The organism is Peptoniphilus gorbachii (assembly GCF_016908115.1).
Taxonomy (GTDB): Bacteria; Bacillota; Clostridia; order Tissierellales; family Peptoniphilaceae; genus Peptoniphilus_A; species Peptoniphilus_A gorbachii.
Window position 1 is genome coordinate 1 of sequence record NZ_JAFBDH010000008.1, and the last position, 23,752, is coordinate 23,752.

At 31.6% G+C, this 23,752-nt stretch carries 20 protein-coding genes and 1 tRNA gene; 4 read left to right on the top strand and 17 right to left on the bottom strand.

Annotation, left to right across the window (positions count from 1 at the left end; translation table 11 throughout):
- The first annotated feature begins 370 nt into the window (after window positions 1–370).
- Window positions 371–2,374: a C69 family dipeptidase gene (locus JOD41_RS07500; protein ID WP_205052291.1), complete on the top strand. Its 2,004-nt coding sequence runs from the start codon at window positions 371–373 to the stop codon at window positions 2,372–2,374.
- A 159-nt stretch (window positions 2,375–2,533) separates the two neighbouring features.
- Here JOD41_RS07500 and tnpA read toward each other — a convergent pair whose 3' ends face one another.
- From tnpA to folE, 10 genes are all read right to left on the bottom strand, one after another.
- Window positions 2,534–2,992: an IS200/IS605 family transposase gene (gene tnpA, locus JOD41_RS07505; protein WP_205052292.1), complete on the bottom strand. Its 459-nt coding sequence runs from the start codon at window positions 2,990–2,992 to the stop codon at window positions 2,534–2,536.
- Between the two features lie 181 nt (window positions 2,993–3,173).
- Window positions 3,174–5,018 carry an ATP-dependent zinc metalloprotease FtsH gene (gene ftsH / locus JOD41_RS07510; protein ID WP_205052293.1) on the bottom strand — a complete coding sequence of 615 codons (1,845 nt, stop codon included), beginning with the start codon at window positions 5,016–5,018 and terminating at the stop codon, window positions 3,174–3,176.
- An 83-nt stretch (window positions 5,019–5,101) separates the two neighbouring features.
- Entirely contained in the window at window positions 5,102–6,142 is a 1,041-nt protein-coding gene (locus JOD41_RS07515) for a ribonucleotide-diphosphate reductase subunit beta (protein ID WP_019108229.1), read from the bottom strand.
- A gap of 13 nt (window positions 6,143–6,155) precedes the next feature.
- Window positions 6,156–8,684 carry a ribonucleoside-diphosphate reductase subunit alpha gene (locus JOD41_RS07520; RefSeq protein ID WP_205052294.1) on the bottom strand — a complete coding sequence of 843 codons (2,529 nt, stop codon included), beginning with the start codon at window positions 8,682–8,684 and terminating at the stop codon, window positions 6,156–6,158.
- Between the two features lie 212 nt (window positions 8,685–8,896).
- A complete protein-coding gene (locus tag JOD41_RS07525) occupies window positions 8,897–10,651 on the bottom strand; it encodes a copper amine oxidase N-terminal domain-containing protein (RefSeq protein WP_205052295.1) in 1,755 nt (584 codons plus the stop codon).
- Between the two features lie 710 nt (window positions 10,652–11,361).
- Window positions 11,362–12,081, bottom strand: coding sequence for a hypothetical protein (locus tag JOD41_RS07530; RefSeq protein WP_156701543.1), 720 nt, complete (start codon window positions 12,079–12,081; stop codon window positions 11,362–11,364).
- Window positions 12,082–12,121: 40 nt separating this feature from the next.
- A complete protein-coding gene (locus JOD41_RS07535; protein ID WP_205052296.1) occupies window positions 12,122–12,691 on the bottom strand; it encodes a glycoside hydrolase family 73 protein in 570 nt (189 codons plus the stop codon).
- Window positions 12,681–13,499, bottom strand: coding sequence for a 2-amino-4-hydroxy-6-hydroxymethyldihydropteridine diphosphokinase (folK, locus tag JOD41_RS07540; protein ID WP_205052297.1), 819 nt, complete (start codon window positions 13,497–13,499; stop codon window positions 12,681–12,683). Before folK ends, JOD41_RS07535 begins: the two co-directional genes overlap by 11 nt.
- 10 nt (window positions 13,500–13,509) lie before the next feature.
- On the bottom strand, window positions 13,510–13,989 hold the full coding sequence (locus tag JOD41_RS07545; RefSeq protein WP_156701549.1) for an HD domain-containing protein: 480 nt from the start codon (window positions 13,987–13,989) through the stop codon (window positions 13,510–13,512).
- The gene (gene folE, locus JOD41_RS07550; RefSeq protein ID WP_019125349.1) at window positions 13,986–14,543 is read right to left on the bottom strand and encodes a GTP cyclohydrolase I FolE; all 558 of its coding nucleotides are present in this window, start codon (window positions 14,541–14,543) and stop codon (window positions 13,986–13,988) included. Before folE ends, JOD41_RS07545 begins: the two co-directional genes overlap by 4 nt.
- Before the next feature lie 164 nt (window positions 14,544–14,707).
- On the opposite strand from folE, the gene JOD41_RS07555 reads away from it, so the two are divergent.
- Both JOD41_RS07555 and JOD41_RS07560 read left to right on the top strand, forming a co-directional pair.
- Entirely contained in the window at window positions 14,708–16,060 is a 1,353-nt protein-coding gene (locus JOD41_RS07555; protein WP_205052298.1) for a D-alanyl-D-alanine carboxypeptidase family protein, read from the top strand.
- A gap of 114 nt (window positions 16,061–16,174) precedes the next feature.
- Window positions 16,175–16,251 (top strand) — tRNA-Arg (locus JOD41_RS07560).
- Window positions 16,252–16,297: 46 nt separating this feature from the next.
- Here JOD41_RS07560 and cutA read toward each other — a convergent pair.
- Complete coding sequence (gene cutA / locus JOD41_RS07565; RefSeq protein WP_205052299.1) at window positions 16,298–16,615, bottom strand: divalent cation tolerance protein CutA; 318 nt, start codon at window positions 16,613–16,615, stop codon at window positions 16,298–16,300.
- A gap of 88 nt (window positions 16,616–16,703) precedes the next feature.
- Between cutA and JOD41_RS07570 the strand changes: the two genes are divergently transcribed.
- The gene (locus JOD41_RS07570) at window positions 16,704–17,036 is read left to right on the top strand and encodes a phage holin family protein (protein ID WP_205052300.1); all 333 of its coding nucleotides are present in this window, start codon (window positions 16,704–16,706) and stop codon (window positions 17,034–17,036) included.
- A 238-nt stretch (window positions 17,037–17,274) separates the two neighbouring features.
- Here the strand turns inward: JOD41_RS07570 and JOD41_RS07575 are convergent, their stop codons facing one another.
- The 6 genes from JOD41_RS07575 to gyrB are packed head-to-tail and all read right to left on the bottom strand — an operon-like array spanning window position 17,275 to window position 23,750.
- Window positions 17,275–17,931: a transporter associated domain-containing protein gene (locus JOD41_RS07575; RefSeq protein ID WP_205052301.1), complete on the bottom strand. Its 657-nt coding sequence runs from the start codon at window positions 17,929–17,931 to the stop codon at window positions 17,275–17,277.
- Window positions 17,931–18,716 carry a SigB/SigF/SigG family RNA polymerase sigma factor gene (locus JOD41_RS07580; RefSeq protein WP_205052302.1) on the bottom strand — a complete coding sequence of 262 codons (786 nt, stop codon included), beginning with the start codon at window positions 18,714–18,716 and terminating at the stop codon, window positions 17,931–17,933. Before JOD41_RS07580 ends, JOD41_RS07575 begins: the two co-directional genes overlap by 1 nt.
- 9 nt (window positions 18,717–18,725) lie before the next feature.
- Entirely contained in the window at window positions 18,726–19,076 is a 351-nt protein-coding gene (locus JOD41_RS07585) for an ATP-binding protein (RefSeq protein ID WP_156701571.1), read from the bottom strand.
- A 1-nt stretch (window position 19,077) separates the two neighbouring features.
- Complete coding sequence (locus tag JOD41_RS07590) at window positions 19,078–19,389, bottom strand: STAS domain-containing protein (protein ID WP_205052303.1); 312 nt, start codon at window positions 19,387–19,389, stop codon at window positions 19,078–19,080.
- An 8-nt stretch (window positions 19,390–19,397) separates the two neighbouring features.
- Window positions 19,398–21,827 (bottom strand): DNA gyrase subunit A, encoded by a 2,430-nt coding sequence (gyrA, locus tag JOD41_RS07595; RefSeq protein WP_205052304.1) that lies wholly within the window; start codon window positions 21,825–21,827, stop codon window positions 19,398–19,400.
- 9 nt (window positions 21,828–21,836) lie between these two features.
- On the bottom strand, window positions 21,837–23,750 hold the full coding sequence (gene gyrB, locus JOD41_RS07600) for a DNA topoisomerase (ATP-hydrolyzing) subunit B (protein ID WP_205052305.1): 1,914 nt from the start codon (window positions 23,748–23,750) through the stop codon (window positions 21,837–21,839).
- Window positions 23,751–23,752: the final 2 nt, after the last annotated feature.

Consider the following 23,752-nt stretch of genomic DNA (forward strand, 5'->3'; position numbering starts at 1 on the left):
TTGTATGTGATAATGAATTTGCCTTTTGTGCCATATTAATCACCTCTTATTATTTTAGGTCTGAACAACTCTATTATAATACTGAGGTGATTTTTTGGTATAACCTATTGTTGCCTACCCGCATAGCGGGTAGTTTTTTGTTTCGCACGCGTTGCGTGCTCAACTGACTAAAGTCACAAAAGAAAAGTCTGCAAGATAACTTGCAGACTTTTCTTTTGTGGTTTTAATTGATAAATCGACAAAATTTAGTACAAAATTAAAACATTGACTTATTATACTCTCAGGTGTTAATTTATATTTATAAAAACGCTCCTATCATCTTTATTTAGATAAAGAAAACATTTTTATAAAAGGGAGCAAGGAGGTATTTATGAAAAATAGCAAGAAGAGATTATTGATAGCAGGTCTTGCATCTAGCATGGTCTTATCCATGGCAGTTCCAACTTTTGCCTGCACAGGTATTATCGTTGGTAAAGACCTAACTACTGATGGTTCTTTTATCTTTGGAAGAACTGAAGACTACCAAAGAAATAGGACTATGAGACTTGTAACTCACCCACGTGGAGAAATCAAGAAAGGCGATAAGTTGGTTGATGTCAACAACGGATTTACATACATACACAAGGAAGACTCTTTGAAGTTTTTCTCAACTCCAGACTCTTCTAAGAAGCCAAAAGACATGGAACAAGGTGTCTACGATGCAGCTGGCTACAATGAAGCAGGTGTAGGTATCTTCTGTACAGTTTCTGCTGACCCATCAGACGAAGTCTTAAAGGCTGATCCTTTTGTAAAAGATGGTGTCAATGAAGCAAGTATGACAACTTTCTTACTTGCACACGCAAAATCAGCTAGGGGCGCAATTGAACTTTTGGCAAAAACTATTGATGAGCAAGGTGCGTCAATGGGTGACATTGTTGCCTTTGGCGACCAAGATGAAGTTTGGTACATGGAAATTTACACTGGCCACCAATATGTTGCCATTAAGTATCCTGCCGACAAATTTAGTATCTTCCCTAACGATTTTTGGCTAGGTGGCGTTGACCTTAAGGACAAGGAAAATGTAATTGCATCAAAAGACATAGTCGAAGTTGCAAAGAAAGCAAAGACTTATAAGGAAACTGCTGATGGTCTTATGGACATGGCTGGATCCTATGGTCCTAAGGAAATTGCAGATACATCTCGTTCAAGAGTTTGGTCTGGTATTCACGACCTTGACCCTAACTCAAAGCTTCCTTACGATGCAAAGAGATTTGATTTGTTAAACGACCTATCTGAAGGCAGTGAAAAAATAGACATCACTCATGCATTAAATGTCTTTAGAAATAGACTTGATGGAACTGAATTTACTCCATCAGACAACAAAGCTGAAAGAAAGGCAAACCCTAAGACTCACAAGAGACCAATTGGATCCATTAACACAATGCAAGCCCACATCTTCCAAATTAAGAAGGGTTATCCAAAGGAAGCTCCGGGTCTTATGTGGATGACTCTAGGAAGTCCACTTAACATTCCTTGGATTCCAATTTTCCCTGACATCAATGACTCTACTCCTGAAGCAAAAAATGATTCACCAGTTTACGATGCAAATTCTTACTACTGGGTTGGCTCATCAGTTAATGATTTAGTTTCTGGCAACAGAGAAGCTCTTGGCGAATCAACAAGAAAAACTGTAACAGACTTTGAAGCTAAAATCATGAAGGACCTTCCTCAAGTTGAAAAGGAATGGATTGAACTTTATTCTAAGGACAAGGCAAAGGCTGCAGAATTCTCTACTGCTAAGACAATGGAATGGGAAAAAGAAGTTTTTGACCTAGAAAAGGGACTACAAAAGGAACTTTCACAAGTTTCTAAGGCTGACTTAATTGATCACTGGGCAAGAAAGCCTATTATCGATGCCATCAACAAGAAGTTAATGGTGGGTACAAGTGAGCTTAAGTTCTCTCCAAATGAAAAAATTACTCGCGGAGAATTTATCACTATACTTGGAAGACTTGGCAAGGTTGATACAAAGAAATATGCTGAAGTTAAGGACAAGAACATCGAAGCTGGCAAGTTCTACACTGAATACATGAACTGGGCTGTTGAAAATAAACTTCTTCCAAAGACTTCTAAAGCTATGGCTAATGAAGACATCACTCGTGAAGAAATGGCTTACACTTTGGCAGCTTATCTAAAACTAATGGGTGACGACACTTCAACTCTTAAGATGGTAGTCTTTGATGACCAAAAGGAAATCTCTGACTGGGCTCTTGGCGAAATTGAATTCCTAGTTAATAAGGGAATCCTAAGTGGAACTACTAACAACAAGTTCTCACCTAAGGCAAACTTAACAAGGGCAGAAGTAGCACAAATAATTTCAAAGCTTAATAAGTAAGTTAATAAAACTTGGTAAATCATAACCACCCGTAAAACGGGTGGTTTGATCACGGGCTATAAGCCCGAGTGATACCAACCAGCGTCTCAAGGCGCTGGTTTTCACTTTGTTCAAACCTTATTGTTTTTGCCTCTTTAGCCAGCCCCGAAAGGGCTTTATTCATCTTCTTTTGAATGGATCTTCGTATTCTTTTACACTCAATTTATCCATTGCTATGTCGTGTTGCTCTTGCTCTCTTATATACCTTGCTATTGTTTGTTCATTCAATCCTACCGTACTTACATAATATCCCTCTGCCCAAAAATGTCTATTTCCAAATTTGTATTTTAGGTTTGCATGCTTGTCAAACATCATTAGTGCACTTTTTCCTTTCAAGTATCCCATGAAACTTGACACTGATATTTTTGGGGGAATACTAACTAACATATGCACATGATCTGGCATTAAATGTCCTTCTATTATTTCTACTCCTTTGTATTTGCATAATGTCCTAAATATTTCTCCCAAACTATCTCGGTATTGATTAAATACTATTTTTCGTCTATACTTTGGTGTAAAGACAATATGATATTTACACATCCATTTTGTATGTGATAATGAATTTGCCTTTTGTGCCATATTAATCACCTCTTATTATTTTAGGTCTGAACAACTCTATTATAATACTGAGGTGATTTTTGGTATAACCTATTGTTGCCTACCCGCATAGCGGGTAGTTTTTTGTTTCGCACGCGTTGCGTGCTCAACTGACTAAAGTCACAATCAAAAAAGGCGGCTCATGCCGCCTTCTTCATAATTCTTATTCTTCTTCATCTAAGTTCTTGTACTTTGATAAAATTTCCATAAATTGTTTGCCAGTTATTGTTTCTTCTTCAAGCAAGTATTCTGCAAGTTCCTTCATGGCATCTCTATTGTCTGCAATTAATTTTCTGGCATTTTCTTGTGCATTTTTTATGATTTTAACCATTAAGTCGTCAATTTCTTTTCTAGTTTCTTCTGAGCAGTTCATATTTCCATTGTCGCCCATATATCTTGAACCAGCATCTTGGAACTTAACCATGCCAAATTCGTCAGCCATGCCATATTGAGTTATCATAGCCCTAGCAGTTTCTGTTGCCTTTTCAATATCATTGGCAGCGCCAGTTGATACTTCATTAAAAATAACTTCTTCTGCTGCACGACCACCACATAGAGTTGTTATATGATTTATTAAATCTTCTCTTGTGTAGAGATTTTTTTCATCTTTTGGAACCTGCATAGTATAACCTAGAGCTCCTGAAGTTCTTGGTATAATTGTAATTTTTTCCACAGGTTCAGAGCCAGTTTGAAGGGCAGCAACAAGGGCATGACCAATTTCGTGGTAGGATACCCTCTTCTTTTCTTCTGGAGATAGGATATCTTGCTTTCTTTGTGCTCCTGCAATTACAACTTCAATGGATTCTTGTATGTCTTCTTGACGAACTTTGTCGTGACCCATTCTCACTGCACGAAGAGCAGCTTCATTTAAAATATTTGCAAGTTGAGCACCAGATGCACCGGCAGTTGATCTTGCAACAAGAGAAAAATCTATGCCATCTTCCATGAGATATTTCTTTGCGTGAACTTTTAATATTTCAATTCTGTCTTTAAGTGTTGGAAGCTCAACTCTAATTTGTCTATCGAATCTTCCTGGTCTTAAAAGGGCTGGGTCTAAAATTTCTGGTCTATTAGTTGCAGCCAGCATAACAATTCCTATGTTTCCGTCAAAACCATCCATTTCAGATAAAAGTTGATTTAAAGTTTGTTCTCTTTCATCGTTACCTGAAATTCCTGCTGAATCTCTCTTCTTTCCAATTGTGTCAATTTCGTCTATAAAAATAATGCAAGGAGCATTTTTCTTTGCTTCTTCAAAAAGTTCTCTAACTCTTGCAGCTCCACGACCAACAAACATTTCCACAAATTCAGAACCTGCAATAGAGAAGAAAGGCACATGGCTTTCGCCAGCAACTGCCCTTGCAAGTAAAGTTTTACCAGTTCCTGGAGGTCCTACAAGTAGGGCTCCCTTTGGGCATTTCGCACCAATTCTTGTGTACTTCTTTGGATTTTTTAAATAATCTACAATTTCAACAAGAGATTCTTCTGCTTCCTCTTGACCTGCGACATCTCCAAAATTTACAGTCTCGCCGTTGGGTTCGTATTTTTCAATTTTCTTTCCGCCGCCAAAAATTCCTCCAGGACCACCAGTCATGCCTGCTATTTTCTTGGCAAAGGCTCTTTGTAAAAAGAAAAATAACAAAATTGGAATTCCCCAAGTCATTATAAAGGACATAAATAAACTTGGTTTTTCAGGAATTTCTGAGGAATATTTTACATTTTTTTCCTCTAAATCTTTAACAAGATCTGGGTCTTCCATCTTTCCAGTTTTGTAAATTTTTTTATCATCTTTTAAAGTGTAAAGAATTTGGTCCTGCCTAAAGTTTACTTCCTCAATTTTTCCCTGGCTAAGATTTCTTCTAAAATCGGAATACGCTGAGTTTTCCATGCTATTTTGTGAAAGCATAGGAAGAATCAACCAGTTTAGGGCAAAAACTGCCAAGATGGCAATTAAGTAATATCTAAGTAAATTATATTGAGGTCTCTTATTATTATTGCCTTTATTTTCCATAATTTTCCTCCTATTAAATTGGGATGAATTAAAATTTTTTAATTAAAAAACCGGATGCAAGATCCGGCTAAAATTTTATTTTATTAAAGGTCGTCTTCTATTACAGAAGATTTTGAATAAGCAGATGGCTTTGCTTCAAAAAAGTCTGTCTTAATTTGATTTGGATCGGAGTATTCGCTAACCCATTTCATGGATTCAGGTTCTTCAGTGTTTTCTTCAAAGAGATTCCCGAAACCTAAATTTCTTGAACGCAAGTTGCCAAGATACATAATGTAGTCTTCGATCATTTTTTCATTTAGACCTCTAATTTCATCGCCTATGACATACTTACCCCAAGAGATTTCTTCTTCAACACCTTTTTTAAGCATCTCTTTATATTTTTTTATATTTTCATCAGTAAATATTTCTGGATTTTCCTTTTTCATCTCAAGAATAATACTTCTAAAGAGCCAAAGGTGAGTGTTCTCATCTCTGTTGATGTATCTTATTTCAGATACTGTGCCAGGCATCTTGCCCATTCTTCCAAGATTGTAGAAGAAGGAGAAGCCTGAGTAAAAATAAATTCCTTCCAAAATATAATTTGCAATAAGAGCCTTCATGAAGTTGTCTATATTTTCGTCTTCATAAAAATCTTGGTATTGGTCGCCAATAAATTTATTTCTCTTTAAGAGAACTTCATCGTCCTTGTATTGGTAGAGAATTTCTTCTCTCTCTTCTGGGGAACAAATTGTGTCAAGAATATAAGAGTAAGATTGAGAGTGAATTGACTCTTGATAACCTTGAATTGATAGACACAAATTTATTTCATTTGCCGTTACATAGGATTGAAGTTTTGGAATTTGTGCAGTTTGTAGTGAATCAAGATATATTAGAAAAGACAAAATTTTGTCGTAGGCAGTCTTTTCATGGACATCTAAAAGTCTATAGTCCTTTACATCTTGTGAAAGATTAATTTCTTCTGGTATCCAAAAATTATTCATGGCTTGGCGATACCAGTCACTAGTCCAGCTGTATTTTAGATTGTTAAAATCATTTAAATTTGTTGTGTTTCCATTAATAACTCTTCTCTTTGATGTTTCAATGTCGCCCTTTTCATTAAAAAGACCTCTTTTTGAAAGTTTCATAATTCCTCCTATTTTATGACGCACAATAATCGCAGTCTTCCACTTCTAGTGACTTACTTCTAACATAATAAACTGACTTTATTTTTTCCTTAGCTGCTTTTATATAGAGATTTAAAATTTTTCTCATTGTAAAGTCCGTTGTGATATAAAAATTAATTGATTGAGCTTGGTCAATATGTCTTTGACGAATGGCAGCAGCTTCAATTACAAAATTTTGGTCTAGCTCATGAGCATTCTCGTAAAGCCAAAAAGTTTGCGGAGTTAAATCTGGTGCAACTCTAGGTAGGATTGAGCCCTTCTTTTCTTCCAAGAAGTACCTATTCATAATTGGATCAACGCCAGCACTTGTTGCAGATATAATAGAAGTTGATCCCGTTGGTGCAATTGCCATTATATAACCATTTCTAAGTCCATTATTTTTTACATCTTCTCTAAGTTTATTCCACTTGTCATCTTTATAATATCTTAAATCAAAATATTCGCCACTTTGCCAGTCAGATCCTTCAAAGAAATCATAGGCTCCCTTTTCCTTGGCAATTTCCATAGAAGCAGTTATTGCATGATAATTTATTCTCTCATAAACATCGTCTGCCCACTTTAGGTGGTCTTCTATATCAGAAAATGCCATGCCAGCTTTTACAAGGGCGTGATGATAACCAGATGTGCCAAGTCCAATGGACCTATACTTCCTATTTGTAACTTTTGCATAAGGTATTGGATAGTAGTTTAGGTCGATTACATTATCAAGGGCCCTAACTGTTGTGGCAACAATATCCTTTAAGCCCTCATCATCTTGTAAATCAATATTTCCAAGTACAAGGGAGGCAAGATTACATACAACAAAATCGCCAGGTCTTGTCTTTGTAACAATTATTTCTTCTCCATCGATATTTTCTATAGTGGTGTCAAGAGTTTCTATGGCAGACATATTTTGCATAATTTCTGTGCAAAGATTTGAAGAATAAATCATGCCCTTATGCTTATTTGGATTCATTTCATTGACATTATCTCTATAAAAGGCGAAAGGAGTTCCCGTTTCTGTAAGAGATTTTATAATAAGTCTCACTAAATCCTTGACGCTCATTTCACGTCTTGAAATGTTTTTATCTGCAATACATTCTCTATATTTTTCTTCCCATTCCTTGCCGTAAAAATCTTCAAGGGAATAACCCTTTTTCTCTAAAATTTCGTGAGGATCGAACATATACCAAGTTGCATTTATATCTTTTTCTGCAAGTTCAAAAAATAAATTTGGATAGCAAATAGCAGGGAAGATGTCATGTGCCTTCATTCTATCATCGCCATTATTTGTCCTAAGTTGTAAAAATTCTGGAATGTCCTTGTGCCAAGCATCTAAATAGCAGGCAACTGAACCCTGACGAACTCCTAATTGATCAACAGCAACAGCAGTGTCATTAGCAAGTTTAATCCATCTTATTACTCCACCAGCAACACCCTTAAAACCTCTAATATCAGAACCTGTTGCACGAACTTTTCCAAAATAAAGTCCCATTCCGCCTCCATGCTTAGAAATTTGTGCAAAATTATCGATGGAGCGATAAATTCCCTTTAAAGTATCTGGAACTGTGTCTATAAAGCAAGATGAAAGCTGGTTGTAAGGCTTTCTCGCATTGGACATAGTTGGAGTTGCCACTGTAACCTTTAGTGTTGAATAAATATCATAAAATTTCTTTGCCCAATAAATCTTATTTTTTTCAGGTATGGCAAGGTGCATGGCAATGCCCATAAACATCTCCTGGATGCTTTCCACAAATCTGCCATCGTGACTTCTTATTACATATCTCTTTATTAAAAGATCAAGACCAGAATAATTTAAAAGCTGATTTCTTGAATTATCAATATAATTTTCAAGTTCTAAAATTTCTTCCTTAGAATAATTTTCCAAAATATATTTTCCGTAGAGATTTTTTTCAGTTAAAAATTTTATTTTTTCGTAGAAATTATTTATATTTATGTCATGCAAATTTTCTGCAATTTTCTTTTCCAAATCATAGTTTAAAAATAGGGCAGCAATAAATTCCCATTTAGGTGAGTCCTTATCAGTAAGTTCACTGGCAGCCTTTATAATTTCAGAAAGATAGGCATCTTGACTTTGGTCCTTTTTCACAAAAGATTCAAACTTGTTGTATAAATTTTCCAACTCGTATTTTTTTGGATCATAATTTTTTCTAACAAATTTTAAAATCTTTATTACATTTTTATCTTTAATAAAATAAGAAAATTTATCTAAAATTTGTCTTTCTTCAGAATGCCTATTTCTATAAAGAATATAGGCCTTTACAACTTCAATTTCTTTTTCATCAATTAGCTTTAATTCAACTAGATCCTGGATTTCCTCAACTGTGGGAGGATTCTTGGGATCATAATTTTTCATAAGCTTTTCTTTAATGTCAAGAGCATAATTATTTATTACATTGTCATCGTATTCTTTTCCAACAGAATCAAAGGCCTTTTCAATTGCATTTTTTATCTTCAGATGGTCAAAAGTAGCCTCTCTCTTGTCTCTTTTTAATATTTTCATGAATCCCCCATATAGTATAATTTTTATAATTTTATTCTAAATACTACTATATATTATCACAAAGAATAATTTATAAGTAGACTAATCATAAAATAAAATAATTAATTATTTTAATTTTATTCTTATTTTTCATAAAAAATTTTTTTAGAAATTTATAAAAAAATCCCAAGAGCCTTTGCCCTTGGGATTCTAATTTTTAATTTTAAATTAAATTATTGGATTACTGAAAATAAAACTTTTGCTGCTTTTTCTGCAGTTTTTTCTGTTTTTTCAGCAACTTTTTCTTCTTTAACTTCTTTAGTTTCAGACTTTTCTTCTTTAACTTCTTCCTTATCGTCTCCTAAAAATTCTTCCATTTCCTTTTTAACTTGGTCTTGGTATTTTTTTAGAAGTTCAGGGTTTTTGTCAAGGTCAGCTTTTGCTGCAAGAATTTTTTCTAATTCTTCGCCTTCATAAAGGTCTTTTAAAGTTTTTACAATTTCTTCGTCCTTTTGTCCAGTTGATTTCATTGAAGCAATCATCTTGTAATTTTCTTCTTTTTCAAGTTCTTGAAGTTTGTCTGCAAGTTCTTTTTCAGTGATGTTAAAGATATCAACTATTGGCATTCCTTCGTTAGGATCATATTTAACCTTGTAGCCAAAAGCTTCAGATACAAATCTTACTGGGATGTAAGTTTTGTCATTTACAATAGTTGCAGCTGAATCAATAGCAACTTCTTTGCCATTTACAAGAGCTTTATTTGAACCAATTGTAAGAACAATTTTGTCCTTATCTTTAGAAACTGTAACAGTTCTAGCTTTTCCATTCCAATCAACTTTTGCACCAATTTTTTCATAGAAAGCACGAGCTGCAAGCATTGTTCTATTATTCATGATTTTTGGAAGAGCTTCAGGATCTTCAAAAGTAATATCTTCTCCATTTACTCTTACTGTAACTACATTCATTTTTGGCATAATTAAATTCATGTATTCATCCATAGTTAATTTCTTAACTGATGTTGGGAAGTTAATTTTTACATTTTCGTCCTTAACTGTATCAACATTTCCCTTAACAGAAACTTTTACGAAATCAGCAAAGTTAAATGTAAAGGCAAGTTCTTGTTTGAATTTATTTTCTTCAAAAGTAGTTTTTTCAGAAAGGCTTGAGCCCTTAATCATTTCTTTAATTCCCTTAGCAGCTTCTTTTAAATCTTCTGCCTTGTATTCTTTGTTAAGTTCTTTGAAATCTTTCTTTTCTTCGTCAGTTAATGGAAGACCAGCCTTATCAACAATTTTAAGAGCGCTTGTTGAAACAGCGTCCCAATTTTTCATAATGTTATCTGCATATTTGATAAATTCGTCAATAACGGCATCACTTGTAGTGTTTAAAGTATAAGTGTTGCCTTCAACCTTGTAGTCAATTCCTTGCTTAATATCTTTAGATGCAGTGTTCATTAAATCTAATAAATCAGTCTTAAATTCTTCAGAGCTAAAGTATTTTGTTGCCTTTGGAGAAAGACCATTTTCTTCATTGGAAATTGAGATGTAGTCTTCCTTGATGTCCTTAAGTCCATCTCCAGCTAGGGCGAAAATGTCCTTTGACATAATAACTTCATTATCTTTTACAAAGATATCCATTTTAATTTTGTCAGGCACATCTTTGTTAAGACTTGCAACCTCTTCATCTGAACCAGCTTTTTTAGCAATAAGTTCTTTGAACTTTGAGAAGTCCATGTTCATTACAACGTGAGCCTTGTCTCTTCCCATTTGTTCGCCAGTAAGAGTTACAGGGAAATTAATATTCAATATTTCATTTGTTTCAGGATCTTTAACTTCAACATTGTATTCTAGTTTTCCTGAAACTTTTGAGCCCTTCCAGTCTGCGACCTTTTGAGCTGAGTCAAGGTAAGATGTCGTGTTAGCGCTACAAGCACCAAGAGTAAGTGCGAATGATAGCACAAGTAAAATAGCTAAAATTTTCTTTTTCATAAATACCTCCTATTTTTCTTTATTGTATTACAAGAGAAAAAGCTTTTCAAATTAAATAAATATTACAAAATTTCTTATTTTGTTGGAAAATTTTTTAACAATAAAAATAATTATTGGCTTAAAATTAAAGATTAATTTTATAAAAATTTTTTAATTAAGGCTTTTTAAAAATAATACAAAAACAAAGTGTATATACTTTATATTTACACTATAGTCCCGATATACAAATTTGTCAAGTTATTAAAAAATTTTTTCAAAGTTTTAATTTTATGCTTAAGTAAAATTTTTTGAATTTGAAATTTTAATAATATTTTGGATATCCAAATCAAATATAGCAAAAAAACATTTGTCGAACAAGCAAATAGAGGGGAAACTTTTAGTTGCAAATGAGCATTTTTATATATTTTTTTAATTATTAGACTAAAATTAAATTTTCACACTTTAAATTTCCAAAATACAAAAAAAGAGACTCATTAGAGAGTCTCTTAAATTTAATTTTCAGTTGTTATGTAACTATAGCTCTATATCTCTTAAATTAAGCATTTAAACCTTTAGCACTTAGCTACTTCAAATGAGATACTTTGCTACTTTTCCCTTTCGGGATAAATTAAAACTCTTCATTGGAATCACCTTTTCTTAGTTACCAATTTGTTTTCATCAGCTAGCTTAACTATAGTATAGAGCATGATTCTATTTTTGTCAATGTTTTCCTATAAATTTTTTAACTTTTTTAAATTTACTTTATTTTCTTCAATTTTTCCTTTTTCAAGGGCATCTTTTATTTCTGAAATCAATTGATTTTCAGAGTTTTTTGATCCAACCTTTACGATATAATTTTTTGAATCATCTTTTCCCTTAATAATAACTTCATTTTCTTTTGACTTGGAAATAGATTTCATACCTTCATAGGGAAAATAATAATTTCCTAAAACTAATCCATTTTCATAGGATCCAACTACATTTCCAAGAACATCATTTCCATTTCTAAAGGAATGTTTTTTGGGAATTTCATAAATATCTGTCTCTTTTTCATCTTTAATAAGGAATTTTCCATTTTGTAAATTAAATAAAAACAATAAAAATAATCCCACTATAAATATTGGACTTGCCAATGTGTTAATTATATCTACATTTCTAAAATACATTTGTTGTAAAAAGTATATATTTACAAAGAATAAAAATCCTATGTAGACAAATATATTTATATAATAAGTTCTCTTTCTTATTTTTAAACCTGGTAGCTTTGAAATATTTTTGTATTTTGAAATAAAATCAACAGCTGTCATAATAAATAAATAATTTATCAATCCCCACATTACTGAATATAATAGGGCACTTTTTCCCATTTCATTTTTCATTCCAGATAAACTTAAACCAAAGGGTATTAAGACTGAAATGCCTATAATTGCATTTTGTAATTTTTTATTCACCTTGTACTCCTTTTAATTAAAATAATCCCTCCTGGGATTATTACTCATCATATCTATTTAAATTATATTTTTCTATTACAGAAATTATTTTGTCGGCATAATTTGGATCAGTTGCATAGCCGCCTTCTTGAATATATTTTGCTGCTTCTTTGTAGTCCTTGGCAGTTTTTACCTTAGAGTATCTCTTAGCTGTAGAAAGAAGTTTTGCATAATGATTAAAGGATTCACTTTTAGAAGAATATTTTTTAAAATTTTCCATATACCTTCCGCTTTTGCCTTCAACATATTCTTCTGTCTCAAAGACTATGCCATCTTTTTTTTTCACTGCCTTAATGCCAAAATAATTATTATATTCAAGTGAAAGCTGAGATCTTCCCCAGTTACTTTCTAGAATTGACTGTGCAATCATAACAGAAGGAAAAAGATCATTTCTCTTTGCCATTCTAACTGCCAATTTTGCACTGTCTTCAATATAATTTTCCCTGTAGTTTTTTTCTTCTAAGTCTCTTTTTTCTTGAGCCCTATTTATGAAAAAACTCATGAGAAAAATAATTGCAAGAAAAGTTAGGATAATAACAAGACAGCCGCAGCCAATTTTTTTAATTTTCATTTCTCACTTCTTCATAAAGTTTACTTATTTTTTTATTTAAAATTGGATGGAAGTAATTTGGAATTAATTCATTTAAAGATTCCAAAACAAATTCACGCTCTGCTATATAAGGATGAGGAACAATTAATTCATCTGTAAATATTACTTCTCTATCAATAAATAAAATATCAAGATCAATTGTCCTCTCGCCCCATTTTTCATGTCTAACTCTTCCTAAATCAAGCTCAATCTTTTGCAAAATGTGAAGCAAATCATGGGGATTTTCATAAGAAGAAACTTTTACAACTGTGTTTAAAAAGTCGCCTTGGTCAGTTTTTCCCCAAGCCTTTGTCTCTATAATACTTGCCTTATCAAGAACTTTAAGACCTTCTCTTTCCATCATTTCAAGGGCACTTTTTATATATCCTTCTCTATCGCCAAGATTTGTGCCAATGCCGATGTAATAATTTCTTCTTTTTTTATTACATCTAACAGAAGCTGTATCAAGGGGCAAATTTATTGGCGCCCATGGTTTTTTTATTGTTAAATCAACTGTCTGTGCAATTTCATAATTGTCAAAAATAAATTTTGTAAGCTTATAGGAAAGAGTCTCAATTAAATCTTCAGTTTCTCCTTTAAATAAGTCATAAAGCTCATGGGATAATTTTCCATAATCTATGGATTCATCCAAATTTTTTTCTATTGCACATTTTCTAAAACTAAGTCCAATTTCTGCACTTATTAAAAATTTTTGTCCAAGTTTTTTTTCTTCTCCAAAAAGTCCATGATTTGCATAAACTTCAAGGTCTTTTATCTTGATAAAATCCATAATTCTCCCATCAATATTTTATTTCGTGATTTTTCTTCTCATAGGACCAATTGCAAGCCTCATAGGCAGGACATCTAAAGCAAGGTCTCGATAACTTATCTGACCTATAAAAAATATTGAAAAATTCATCTTCTGCCAAATCCTTAGTCCTGTGATAGGCTATGCAGTTTAAAATTCTATCTTTTTCTTCACTAGAAAAATCTGTAATTTCTAAAATTTCTCTTGCTATATCAACTGATGCCTTAGCATGATTTATCCCTTCTTTAATCTCAATTACACGACCTAAATCATGTAAAAGTGCCGTTGAATAAATCATATCCTTATCAACATCAACATCTTCTTCTAATTTTAAAATGTAGCAAATTCTAGCAACAGATATAAAATGTTCATAATTGTGCCTACAAAAGAATCTATCCCTTTCAAGGTACTCTAATTCATTTAAATAATCATTGTAGATTTTGCTCTTAATGATTTTATTTGTGTTTTTCACTTGAATTCAATTAATCTAAAAGCTTCTTGCTTTTGTTTTTCATCAGTTTCTAAAACGCCTCTAGCAACTGCTGTAACAGTTTTTGAGCCAGGTTTTTTAACTCCTCTCATATTCATGCACATGTGCTCAGCTTCAATAACAACTAAAACTCCCTTTGGTTCAAGGTATTTCATCATTGCATCTGCAACTTCAATGCTAAGTCTTTCTTGAAGTTGTGGTTTTTTTGCATAAGTTTCAACAGTTCTTGCAAGTTTAGAAAGTCCAGCAACTTTTTGGTCTGGAATATATGCAATGTGAGCCTTGCCATAAAATGGAAGGAAGTGATGCTCACACATTGAGTAGAAGTTTATATCCTTTACTACAACAATATTATCTTCAGTAATCTCAAAAGTTTTTGAAAGATGTTCTTCAGCAGTTTTGCCAATACCTGCAAAGACTTCTTCATACATCCTTGCAACCCTAGCTGGAGTTTCAACTAAACCTTCTCTAGTTTTGTCTTCTCCAATTGCTTCGATTATCATTTCTACAGCTTTTTCAATTTTTTCTTTATCCATTATAATCTCCTTATAGATTTTTTAATTACAAAAATTATTATAACATATTGATGCTTACATTAATAACTAATACCCACAAATTAGCTCCTATAATAATAAAGAGCTAATTTGTCTTTAATTTACAATTTATTTATAATTTGGTACAATATTTGCCGAGGTGAAAGATGAAGAAATTACTTCTATACTTATCTATTGTTTCTATATTATTTTTATCCCCAATAAATGTAATGGCTGAAAATGTAAAAACAGTAGAAAACACAAATCAAAATACAAATCAAAATACAAATCAAAATACCAAGGAAATTGATCCAAATACAATTAGAAATAAAGACTTCTTAGTTCCAACTAAAGAAGGCGTACAAAAAGCCAATCAATATGAAGCCGATAAAATAAAAAAATTGGAAGAAGTTCCCTTAGAAGGACTTACAAAATCTTATCTTTTAGGAGATTACAAATCTGGCGAAATTTTAGAAGGTTATAATTTAGATGAAGTTCGTGCAATGGCATCGACTTCAAAGCTTGTTTCAATTTTTGTTGTCTTAGATAAAGTTTCTGATGGGTCAATCTCACTAAAGGATGAAGTAGAAATTGATTACGAAGTTGCATCTCTTACTGGTTCAACTTTTAAATTAAAGGAAGGCGACAAGGTTAGTGTAGAAAAACTAATTGAAGCCTCAATGGTTGTATCAGGTAATGATGCCATAACTGCCCTTGCAAAATACATTGCAGGCTCAACAGATGCCTTTGTAAAAATGATGAATGACAAATGTGAAGAGCTTGGACTAAAAAATTCACTAATGGTAAATCCAACTGGACTTACAGATTATGAAATCACCGATTATAACAAGATGACAACAAGGGAAATGTTTAAACTTGCAACAGAACTTTTAAAACAACATCCTGAGATTTTACAATATACAACAATTGAAAAATTAGAAGAGCCCGAGAGAAATTTTATAGAATATAGTACAAATCCAGTTCTTGGTATTGTTCCTGAAGTTGATGGTTTAAAAACCGGCTACACAAATGCAGCTGGCAGATGTGTAATTTTGACAGGCCTTGAAAAGGGTGTAGAAAATAAATCAAAGGACATGCGATTAATTTGTATAACAACTGGTTCAAATTCTGATTTTGAAAGATTTGTGGCTTGCAAAAGACTTATCACAAGAGGATTTGAAGATTATGGCTATAATGCAGTGGGAGATACAGAAAAAGAAGTTAGAACTATAGAAGTTCTTAACTCTCAAGATGAAGGAATACCAGTTTATCAAAAGGAAGTTGGATATATTCTTTCAAAGTCCGATAAAAAATTAAAAGAAATAGTAAGTATTGATGAAGATTTAAAAGCTCCCCTAGAAGCAGGTACTTCAGTTGGAAAAATTTCTTTTTACAAAGATGATGACTTAGTTTATAAAAGTTATTTAATTGTTAAGGACAAGGTTTATGAAAAAGGATTTTTTAATAAATTTAAAAAAGTCTTTGAAGAAATTTTTGTAAATATAGAAAAGGCAGCTTAAAATTATAAAAAATTTTAAATAAAAATTTCAAATTTAAAATAAAAAATTTTAAAAAACTAGAAGTGTCAAAAAAAATTGACACTTCTTAAAAATTTATATACAATTATTTTATAGGTCTACGTAGCTCAGTAGGATAGAGCACACGCCTCCTAAGCGTGGGGCCGGAGGTTCGACTCCTCTCGTGGACGCCACTATCACTTGCATTAGCAGGTGATTTTTTTTGATTTAAAATTTAAACTAGTCATTAAAAAGTTCTATTACATTTATAACTGGAACTTCATAGGGATGATTTTTCTTTATTATTTTCATAACTTCATCTAAATCACTTTTTCTTATTCTAAATTCAACTTTATTTTCTAGCACATCTTCAATTTTTCCAAGACTACCTATGTAGGGATTTGCCCCTTCAATTGGTCTAAAGTGTCCTGTTACAGGTGTTTCTGCGTAGCAAAAATCATAGTTTTCTTCTCTTAAAAATCCGCCTTCATTTATTTTTTCCATTAATTTTTTCGTATTTTCTCTTGGTATAAATACTTCTATTTTTAAAAATTTCATGATAAACCTCCTATTTTTTTATACCCAAATTAGAAAAAATTGTTTAAATTGTTATTCATTGGTTATAAATAAATCAGGAGGGGAGATTATGATAAAATTAATAATCAAAATTCTTATTAGTGGATTAGCAATTCTTATAACTTCTGCACTTTCTATAGGAATTCAAACTGATGGGTATACAACTGCAATTTTAGCAGCTGTTGTAATTGGTATTTTAGACTGGGCAATTAATAAATTCACAGGTGTTGACGCTTCACCATTTGGTAGAGGAGCTGTCGGATTTGTAGTTGCTGCTATCATTCTATTTATCACAGGTAAAATCGTAGATGGATTTACTGTATCAATTCTCGGTGCTATTATCGGCGCACTTATTCTTGGTATTGTTGATTCATTTTTACCAGCTGATAAAAAAACTATGTAATATAAAAATTAAGGCTCGAGATAATATCGAGCCTTTTTTTGTGGATAAGTGCCTATTTTTATGATTTTTATTAATTTTCTTGGAAAAATTTCAAAAAGTTATTCACATTTTTTTAATTCTATCTACATTTGTTATTAAATATCTTTTATTTTTTATTAACATTTTATTTGATATAAAAATTTTTTAATAATTTTAAAATAAAGAACCTATGAGTTTTATCTCATAGGTTAAAATTAAATTATTTATTTTTCTTTTCTTTTTCATCAATACTTTCAACTGAAACAGTCTCTATAACTCCACCAGTTGCCATTTTTACTATTTGGAAAATATAATTTCCATCTTCAACTATTACTCCAGCTTCTGCTTCTTCTGCATTTTTAATAAGAAGGGCTGATACATATCCTCCAAGTGTAGTTGAATCGCCTGGTTCTATGTCAAAGCCATACTTTTTGTTGAGTATTTTTATAGGAGTAGATGCAGAGAATTCATTTTGTTCATTTGTTGTGCTATCCATATTTACTCCCGTAAGTAAAAATTTTCTTACTGCAAATAATACTGCAATTGCTATTGTCGCAATAAGTAAGTCCACCATATTATCTGAATATACTAACATTTTTCTCGAAATTACAAGTAATATCAAGTGAATAATATTTGCATCTGTATGTGCAATCATCAAAACTACAAATTCTATTGCTATTACCAGTAAAAGTACATGGGAGAGAAAATTTTGAAATATTTTATAGGAAAGTGTTGCATCACTTGTAAGTATTTTTAAATAATATTTTAAAATATCTGGCACTGAAATTATAACGCCAGCTATTAGCATAATGGACACAACTATTTCAAATAAATTTACTAATTTTAAAAGGGTAACTAAATACCTATTCCTGTTCATTATACCTCCATAGTTTTAGCAAGTTCTTTTTTCATTTTTTCTAAAACTTTTTTTTCTATTCTCGAAACTGTCATTTGAGAAATATTTAATTCTTTGGCAATTACAACTTGAGTCTTTTTGTTAAAATATCTGTCGATTAAAATAGTTTTTTCAACTTCGTCTAAATTTTCCATAGCTCTTTTGAAAAAGTCATTTGATTCTATTTTGTCAAAATATTTTTCCTCTACTCCTATTAAATCTGATAGATTTACTTCACTTTCGTCTCCTGAATCATAAGTTATATCAAGAGACTGAGGAGTATAAACTTTTGATGCTTCCATAGCTTCCATTATCTCTTCTGGAGTTGAATTTAGAAATTCTGCTATCTCATCAATAGTAGGAGTTTTTTGATATTTTTGAGATAAAGTTACAGTTGCATTTGCAATTTTTTTAGATAACTCTTGAATTCTTCTTGGAACTCTAATTGTCCATCCATTATCCCTAAAATATTTTTTAATTTCTCCAATTATAGTTGGTGTTGCAAAAGATGAAAATTCAAAACCCTTGTCTGGATCATATCTCTCTATGGCATAGATTAGTCCTATAGATGCAACTTGATAAATATCGTCATAATCTATTCCTCTACCTGTATACTTTTTAGATAGGATTTCTGCAATATAAAGATGCTCTTCAATTAAAATATCTCTTATTTCTTGATCTTCTGTTTCATGATACTCTTTAAAGAGTTGTTTTCTCTCTTCTTTTGTAAGTCTTCTATCTAAATTGTTGTATTCTTTTAAATTCATAACAAACCCTTACAATTTTTTTGACAAAATTAATTTATTTCCATCAAAATAACATTCATCAACAAGAGATTCAATAATAGTTTTGGCAAGAAATAAATTCTCAGATGAATCTAACTTATCTTTTTCTATTTCACTAACAAAAATTTTAATATTTTTTTCTTCTTCTATTTCAAATACTAAATCTATATAATCTAAATCTGTACAATTTTGTGCAATATTTAAACTCTCTGTCACTGCCATTTTTAAATCTTCAATTTCTTCAATGTTTCTATTTAAAAGATTCAAAATCCCAGATAAGGTAAGTCTAACTGTTGAAAAATATTTTGCATCATTAGGTATTTGATATTTAATTTTATCCATACTACCCCCTAATTTCAAACATATCTTCAAGTTTAGTTATCTTAAAGAGCTTCATTATTGAATTGTTTATATTTTCAATTACAATTTTATTACCATCTTTTTCAATTTCTTTTAGTATATAGATTAGTGAACCAAGACCTGTTGAGTCAAGATATTCCAATTCACCAAAGTCGAATAAAATATCTTTTTTATCTTTTTCATAAATCTTTAAAGATTTTTCTTTAAATTTTTTTGTATTGTAAACGTCAAGTTCTCCCTTTGGATATAAAACTAAAAATTCATCAGTATTTTTTGACTCTAATTTAAATTCCATAAAGCCTCCTAGTCTCCAATATAATTGGCAACAGCTACAACTTTTGCATCTGTCAAATTCATAAGTTTAACACCAGAAGTGTTTCTACCTTGGATAGAAATATCTTCTGTTAAAATTCTAATAATAATTCCAGAATCTGCAATTATCATAACATCGTCTTCTTTTTCAACAACTGTTGCAGCAGCTAAATCTCCTGTCTTTTTAGTAATTTTATAAGTTAAAAGACCCTTGCCGCCTCTATTTTGAGGTCTATATTTAGAAATTTCAGTTAATTTTCCAAATCCATTTTCTGAAATTACAAGTAAATATTTATCTTCACAAACAAGATCAGATGAAACTACAATGTCATCTTCACTAAGATCAATTGACTTAACGCCCATTGAATTTCTACCAGATTTTCTTACTTGTTCTTCATTAAATCTTATGGCAAGACCTTTTTTAGTTACAAGCATTACGTCTTCATCATCTTTAGTCAAATGTACATCAATTAATTTGTCATCTTCATTTAATTTTATTGCAATTATTCCTGATTTCCTAATATTTTTATATTCTTTAAAAGGTGTTCTCTTTATAAGTCCCTTTTCTGTAACCATTAAGAAATTCATATCAGGGTCATATTCTTCCACAGGTATTATTGAAGTTACTCTTTCGCCTTCATCTAAATCTAGAAGATTAATAATAGCAGTTCCCCTTGAAGTTCTAGAATCTTCAGGAATTTCAAAAGCTTTTAATTTAAATACATTTCCTAGAGATGTAAAGAATAAAATCATATCGTGAGTTGAAGTAACAAAAAGTTCTTTTACAAAGTCTTCATCTCTCATATTTCCCGATGAAACTCCTCTTCCACCTCTTTTTTGTGGCTTATAAGTTCCTTCACTCATTCTCTTGATGTAGCCAAATTGAGTAAGAGTTATTACAACATCTTCTCTCTTTATAATATCTTCCATCTCAATATCAGTTCTGTCATGAGAAATTACAGTTCTTCTAAGATCACCATATTTTGATTTAATTTCAAGAAGTTCTTCTTTTATAACATTCATAAGTACATCATTATTTTCTAAAACTTCTTTAAACCATTTTATATCAGCCTTTAGTTTTTCATATTCAGCTTCAAGTCTTTCTCTTTCAAGTCCTGTAAGTCTCCTAATTCTCATGTCTAAAATAGCTTGAGATTGTGCTTCAGTTAGTTTAAATTCTTGGTAGAATTTTTCTTTTGCTTCATTGTCATCTTTTGATGCCCTTACTATTTTTATAATTCTGTCAATATTATCAAGTGCAATAAAAAGTCCTTCAACTATGTGAGCTCTCTTTTCAGCTTTATCTAAATCAAATTTTGTCCTTCTTGTTACAACTTCAACTTGATGATCAACATAATATCTTATTATTTCCTTTAAATTTAAAATTTCTGGTTTTCCATTTACAAGGGCAAGATTTATAATTCCAAAAGTTGTTTGCATTTGAGTGTTTTTGTAAAGTTTATTTAAAACAACTTCTGCATTGGCATCACGTTTTAATTCAACTATTATGTTGATGCCTTTTCTATTGGAAGCATCTGTTATATTTGAAATTCCATCAATTACTTTATTTTTAGCAAGTTCAGCTATTTTCATAATTAAGGATGATTTATTTACTTGATAAGGAAGTTCTGTAATTACAATTTTTTCACGATTGTTTTTAAAAGTTTTAATTTCTGCAACTGCTCTTACAGTTATTTTTCCTCTACCTGTTTCATAAGCAGATTTAATCCCTTCAGTTCCCATAATTTGGGCACCTGTAGGAAAATCTGGTCCCTTGATTATTTCATTTAATTCAGAAATAGAAATATTGTCATCATCAATATATGCTATGATTCCATCAATAGACTCATTCATATTGTGTGGAGCCATATTTGTGGCCATACCTACAGCAATACCAGAAGAACCATTTACTAATAAATTTGGAAATCTTGATGGAAGTATAGTTGGCTCTTTTTCATTTTCATCAAAGTTTGGTACAAAATTAACAGTATCTTTGTTAATATCTCTTAGCATTTCTTCTGCAAGCTTAGTCATTCTAACTTCTGTATAACGCATAGCTGCAGCGCCATCGCCGTCAATATTACCAAAGTTTCCTTGTCCATCTACTAAGGGATATCTTGTGTTAAAATCTTGAGCAAGTCTTACTGTTGCTTCATAAATAGATGAGTCACCATGAGGGTGATACTTACCCATTACATCCCCAACAAGTCTTGCTGACTTTCTGTAAGGTCCATTTGATGCAAGATTAAGTCCCTGCATTCCGTATAAAATTCTTCTATGAACTGGTTTTAATCCATCACGTACATCAGGAAGTGCTCTTGCCACTATTACAGACATTGAATAGTCGAGATAAGAAGACCTCATCTTTTTATTAATATCAACATCAAGTATTCCTGATTCTATAAAATTATTTTCAGTCATCTTTCACTCCTATGCATCAATATAATCTGCATAAACTGCATTTTCTGTTATAAATTCTCTTCTTGGCTCAACTTCTGTTCCCATTAAAACTGTAAAAGTATCATCAGCTTCAGATAAATCATCTATATTTACCTTTAAAAGAAGTCTATTATCTGGATTCATTGTAGTTTCCCAAAGTTGTTCAGGATCCATTTCACCAAGACCCTTGTATCTTTTAATATTTATTTTCGCATCGTCATACTCTTTAAGTGCAAGTCTAAGTTCCTTTTCATTATGACAATATCTGAGTATTTTAGTTCCCTTTTCTATTCCAAATAATGGAGCTTGTGCAACATAGACATGGCCTTCTTCTATTAAAGGTTTCATATATCTAAAGAAGAATGTCAAAAGAAGTGTCATAATATGGGCACCATCAACATCGGCATCGGTCATTATTATAATTTTATCGTATCTTAATTTTTCTATGTTAAATTCTTCGCCAATTCCTGTTCCAAAGGCAGTAATCATTGCACGAATTTCAGATGAATTAAGCATTCTATCAAGTCTTGCCTTTTCAACATTCATAATTTTTCCTCTTAGAGGAAGAATTGCTTGATATGCTGAATCTCTTCCGTCCTTTGCAGAACCACCGGCAGAATTACCTTCGACTAAGAAGATTTCATTTCTACCTGGATCATCATTTTGACAATCTGCAAGCTTACCTGGTAGAGTCATAGACTCTAAATTGTTTTTCTTTCTAGTTAAGTCTCTTGCCTTTCTTGCAGCTTCTCTTGCACGTCTTGCTGAAAGGGCCTTATCTAATATTTGTTTTCCAACCTTTGGATTTTCTTCCAAGAAAACTGCCAAATCTTCTGATAAAACTGAATCTACAATTCCCCTAGTTTCTGAATTACCAAGTTTTGCCTTAGTTTGTCCTTCAAATTGCGGATCAGGAAGTTTTACACTTATTACTGCTGATATTCCTTCTCTTACATCTTCACCAGAAAGATTTTCTTCTTTTTCTTTAATTATGTTATTTTTTCTACCATAATCGTTCAAAGTTCTTGTAAGAGCAGATCTAAATCCTGAAAGGTGACTTCCACCTTCTTCAGTATTAATATTATTTGCAAAAGAAAGTACAACTTCTGAATAAGAATCTGTGTATTGAATTGCAATTTCTACAGCAGTTTCTTCTCTAACTTCATCAATATATATTATTTCATCGTGAACTGGCTTTTTCTTGTGATTTATAAATTCAACAAAGGATTTAATTCCACCTTCATAGTGAAATACTTCTCTTAAATCTTTTCTTTCATCAATAAATTCAATTTTTATGCCCTTATTAAGAAATGCCATTTCTCTAAATCTTTTAGATAAAACTTCGTCAGAAAATTCTACAGTTTCAAAGATTGTATCATCTGGTTCAAAATAAATTGTAGTTCCAGTGTCTTCTTTTTTTGTTTCTCCAATTACTTCAAGTTCACTTTTTCTAATACCTTTGGAAAACTCTTGTCTATAAATTTTGCCATCTCTTTTTACAGTTGCAACTAATTTATTTGAAAGAGCATTTACAACAGATACACCTACACCATGAAGTCCACCAGAAACCTTATAGGCAGAATTGTTAAATTTTCCACCTGCGTGAAGTATTGTAAGTACAGTTTCTACTGTAGATTTTCCAGTTTGCGGATGTATAGCAACAGGAATACCTGAACCATTATCAGTAATTTCTACGCTTCCATTTTTATTTATCTTTATAATTATATGATCGCAAATACCAGCAAGAGCTTCATCTATTGAGTTGTCTACAATTTCATAAACTAGATGATGTAAACCTCTTGGTCCAGTAGAACCAATATACATACCAGGTCTTTTTCTAACTGGATCTAGTCCCTCTAAGACCTGTATGTCCGATGCGTCATAATGTCTCTTATCCTTCGCCATTT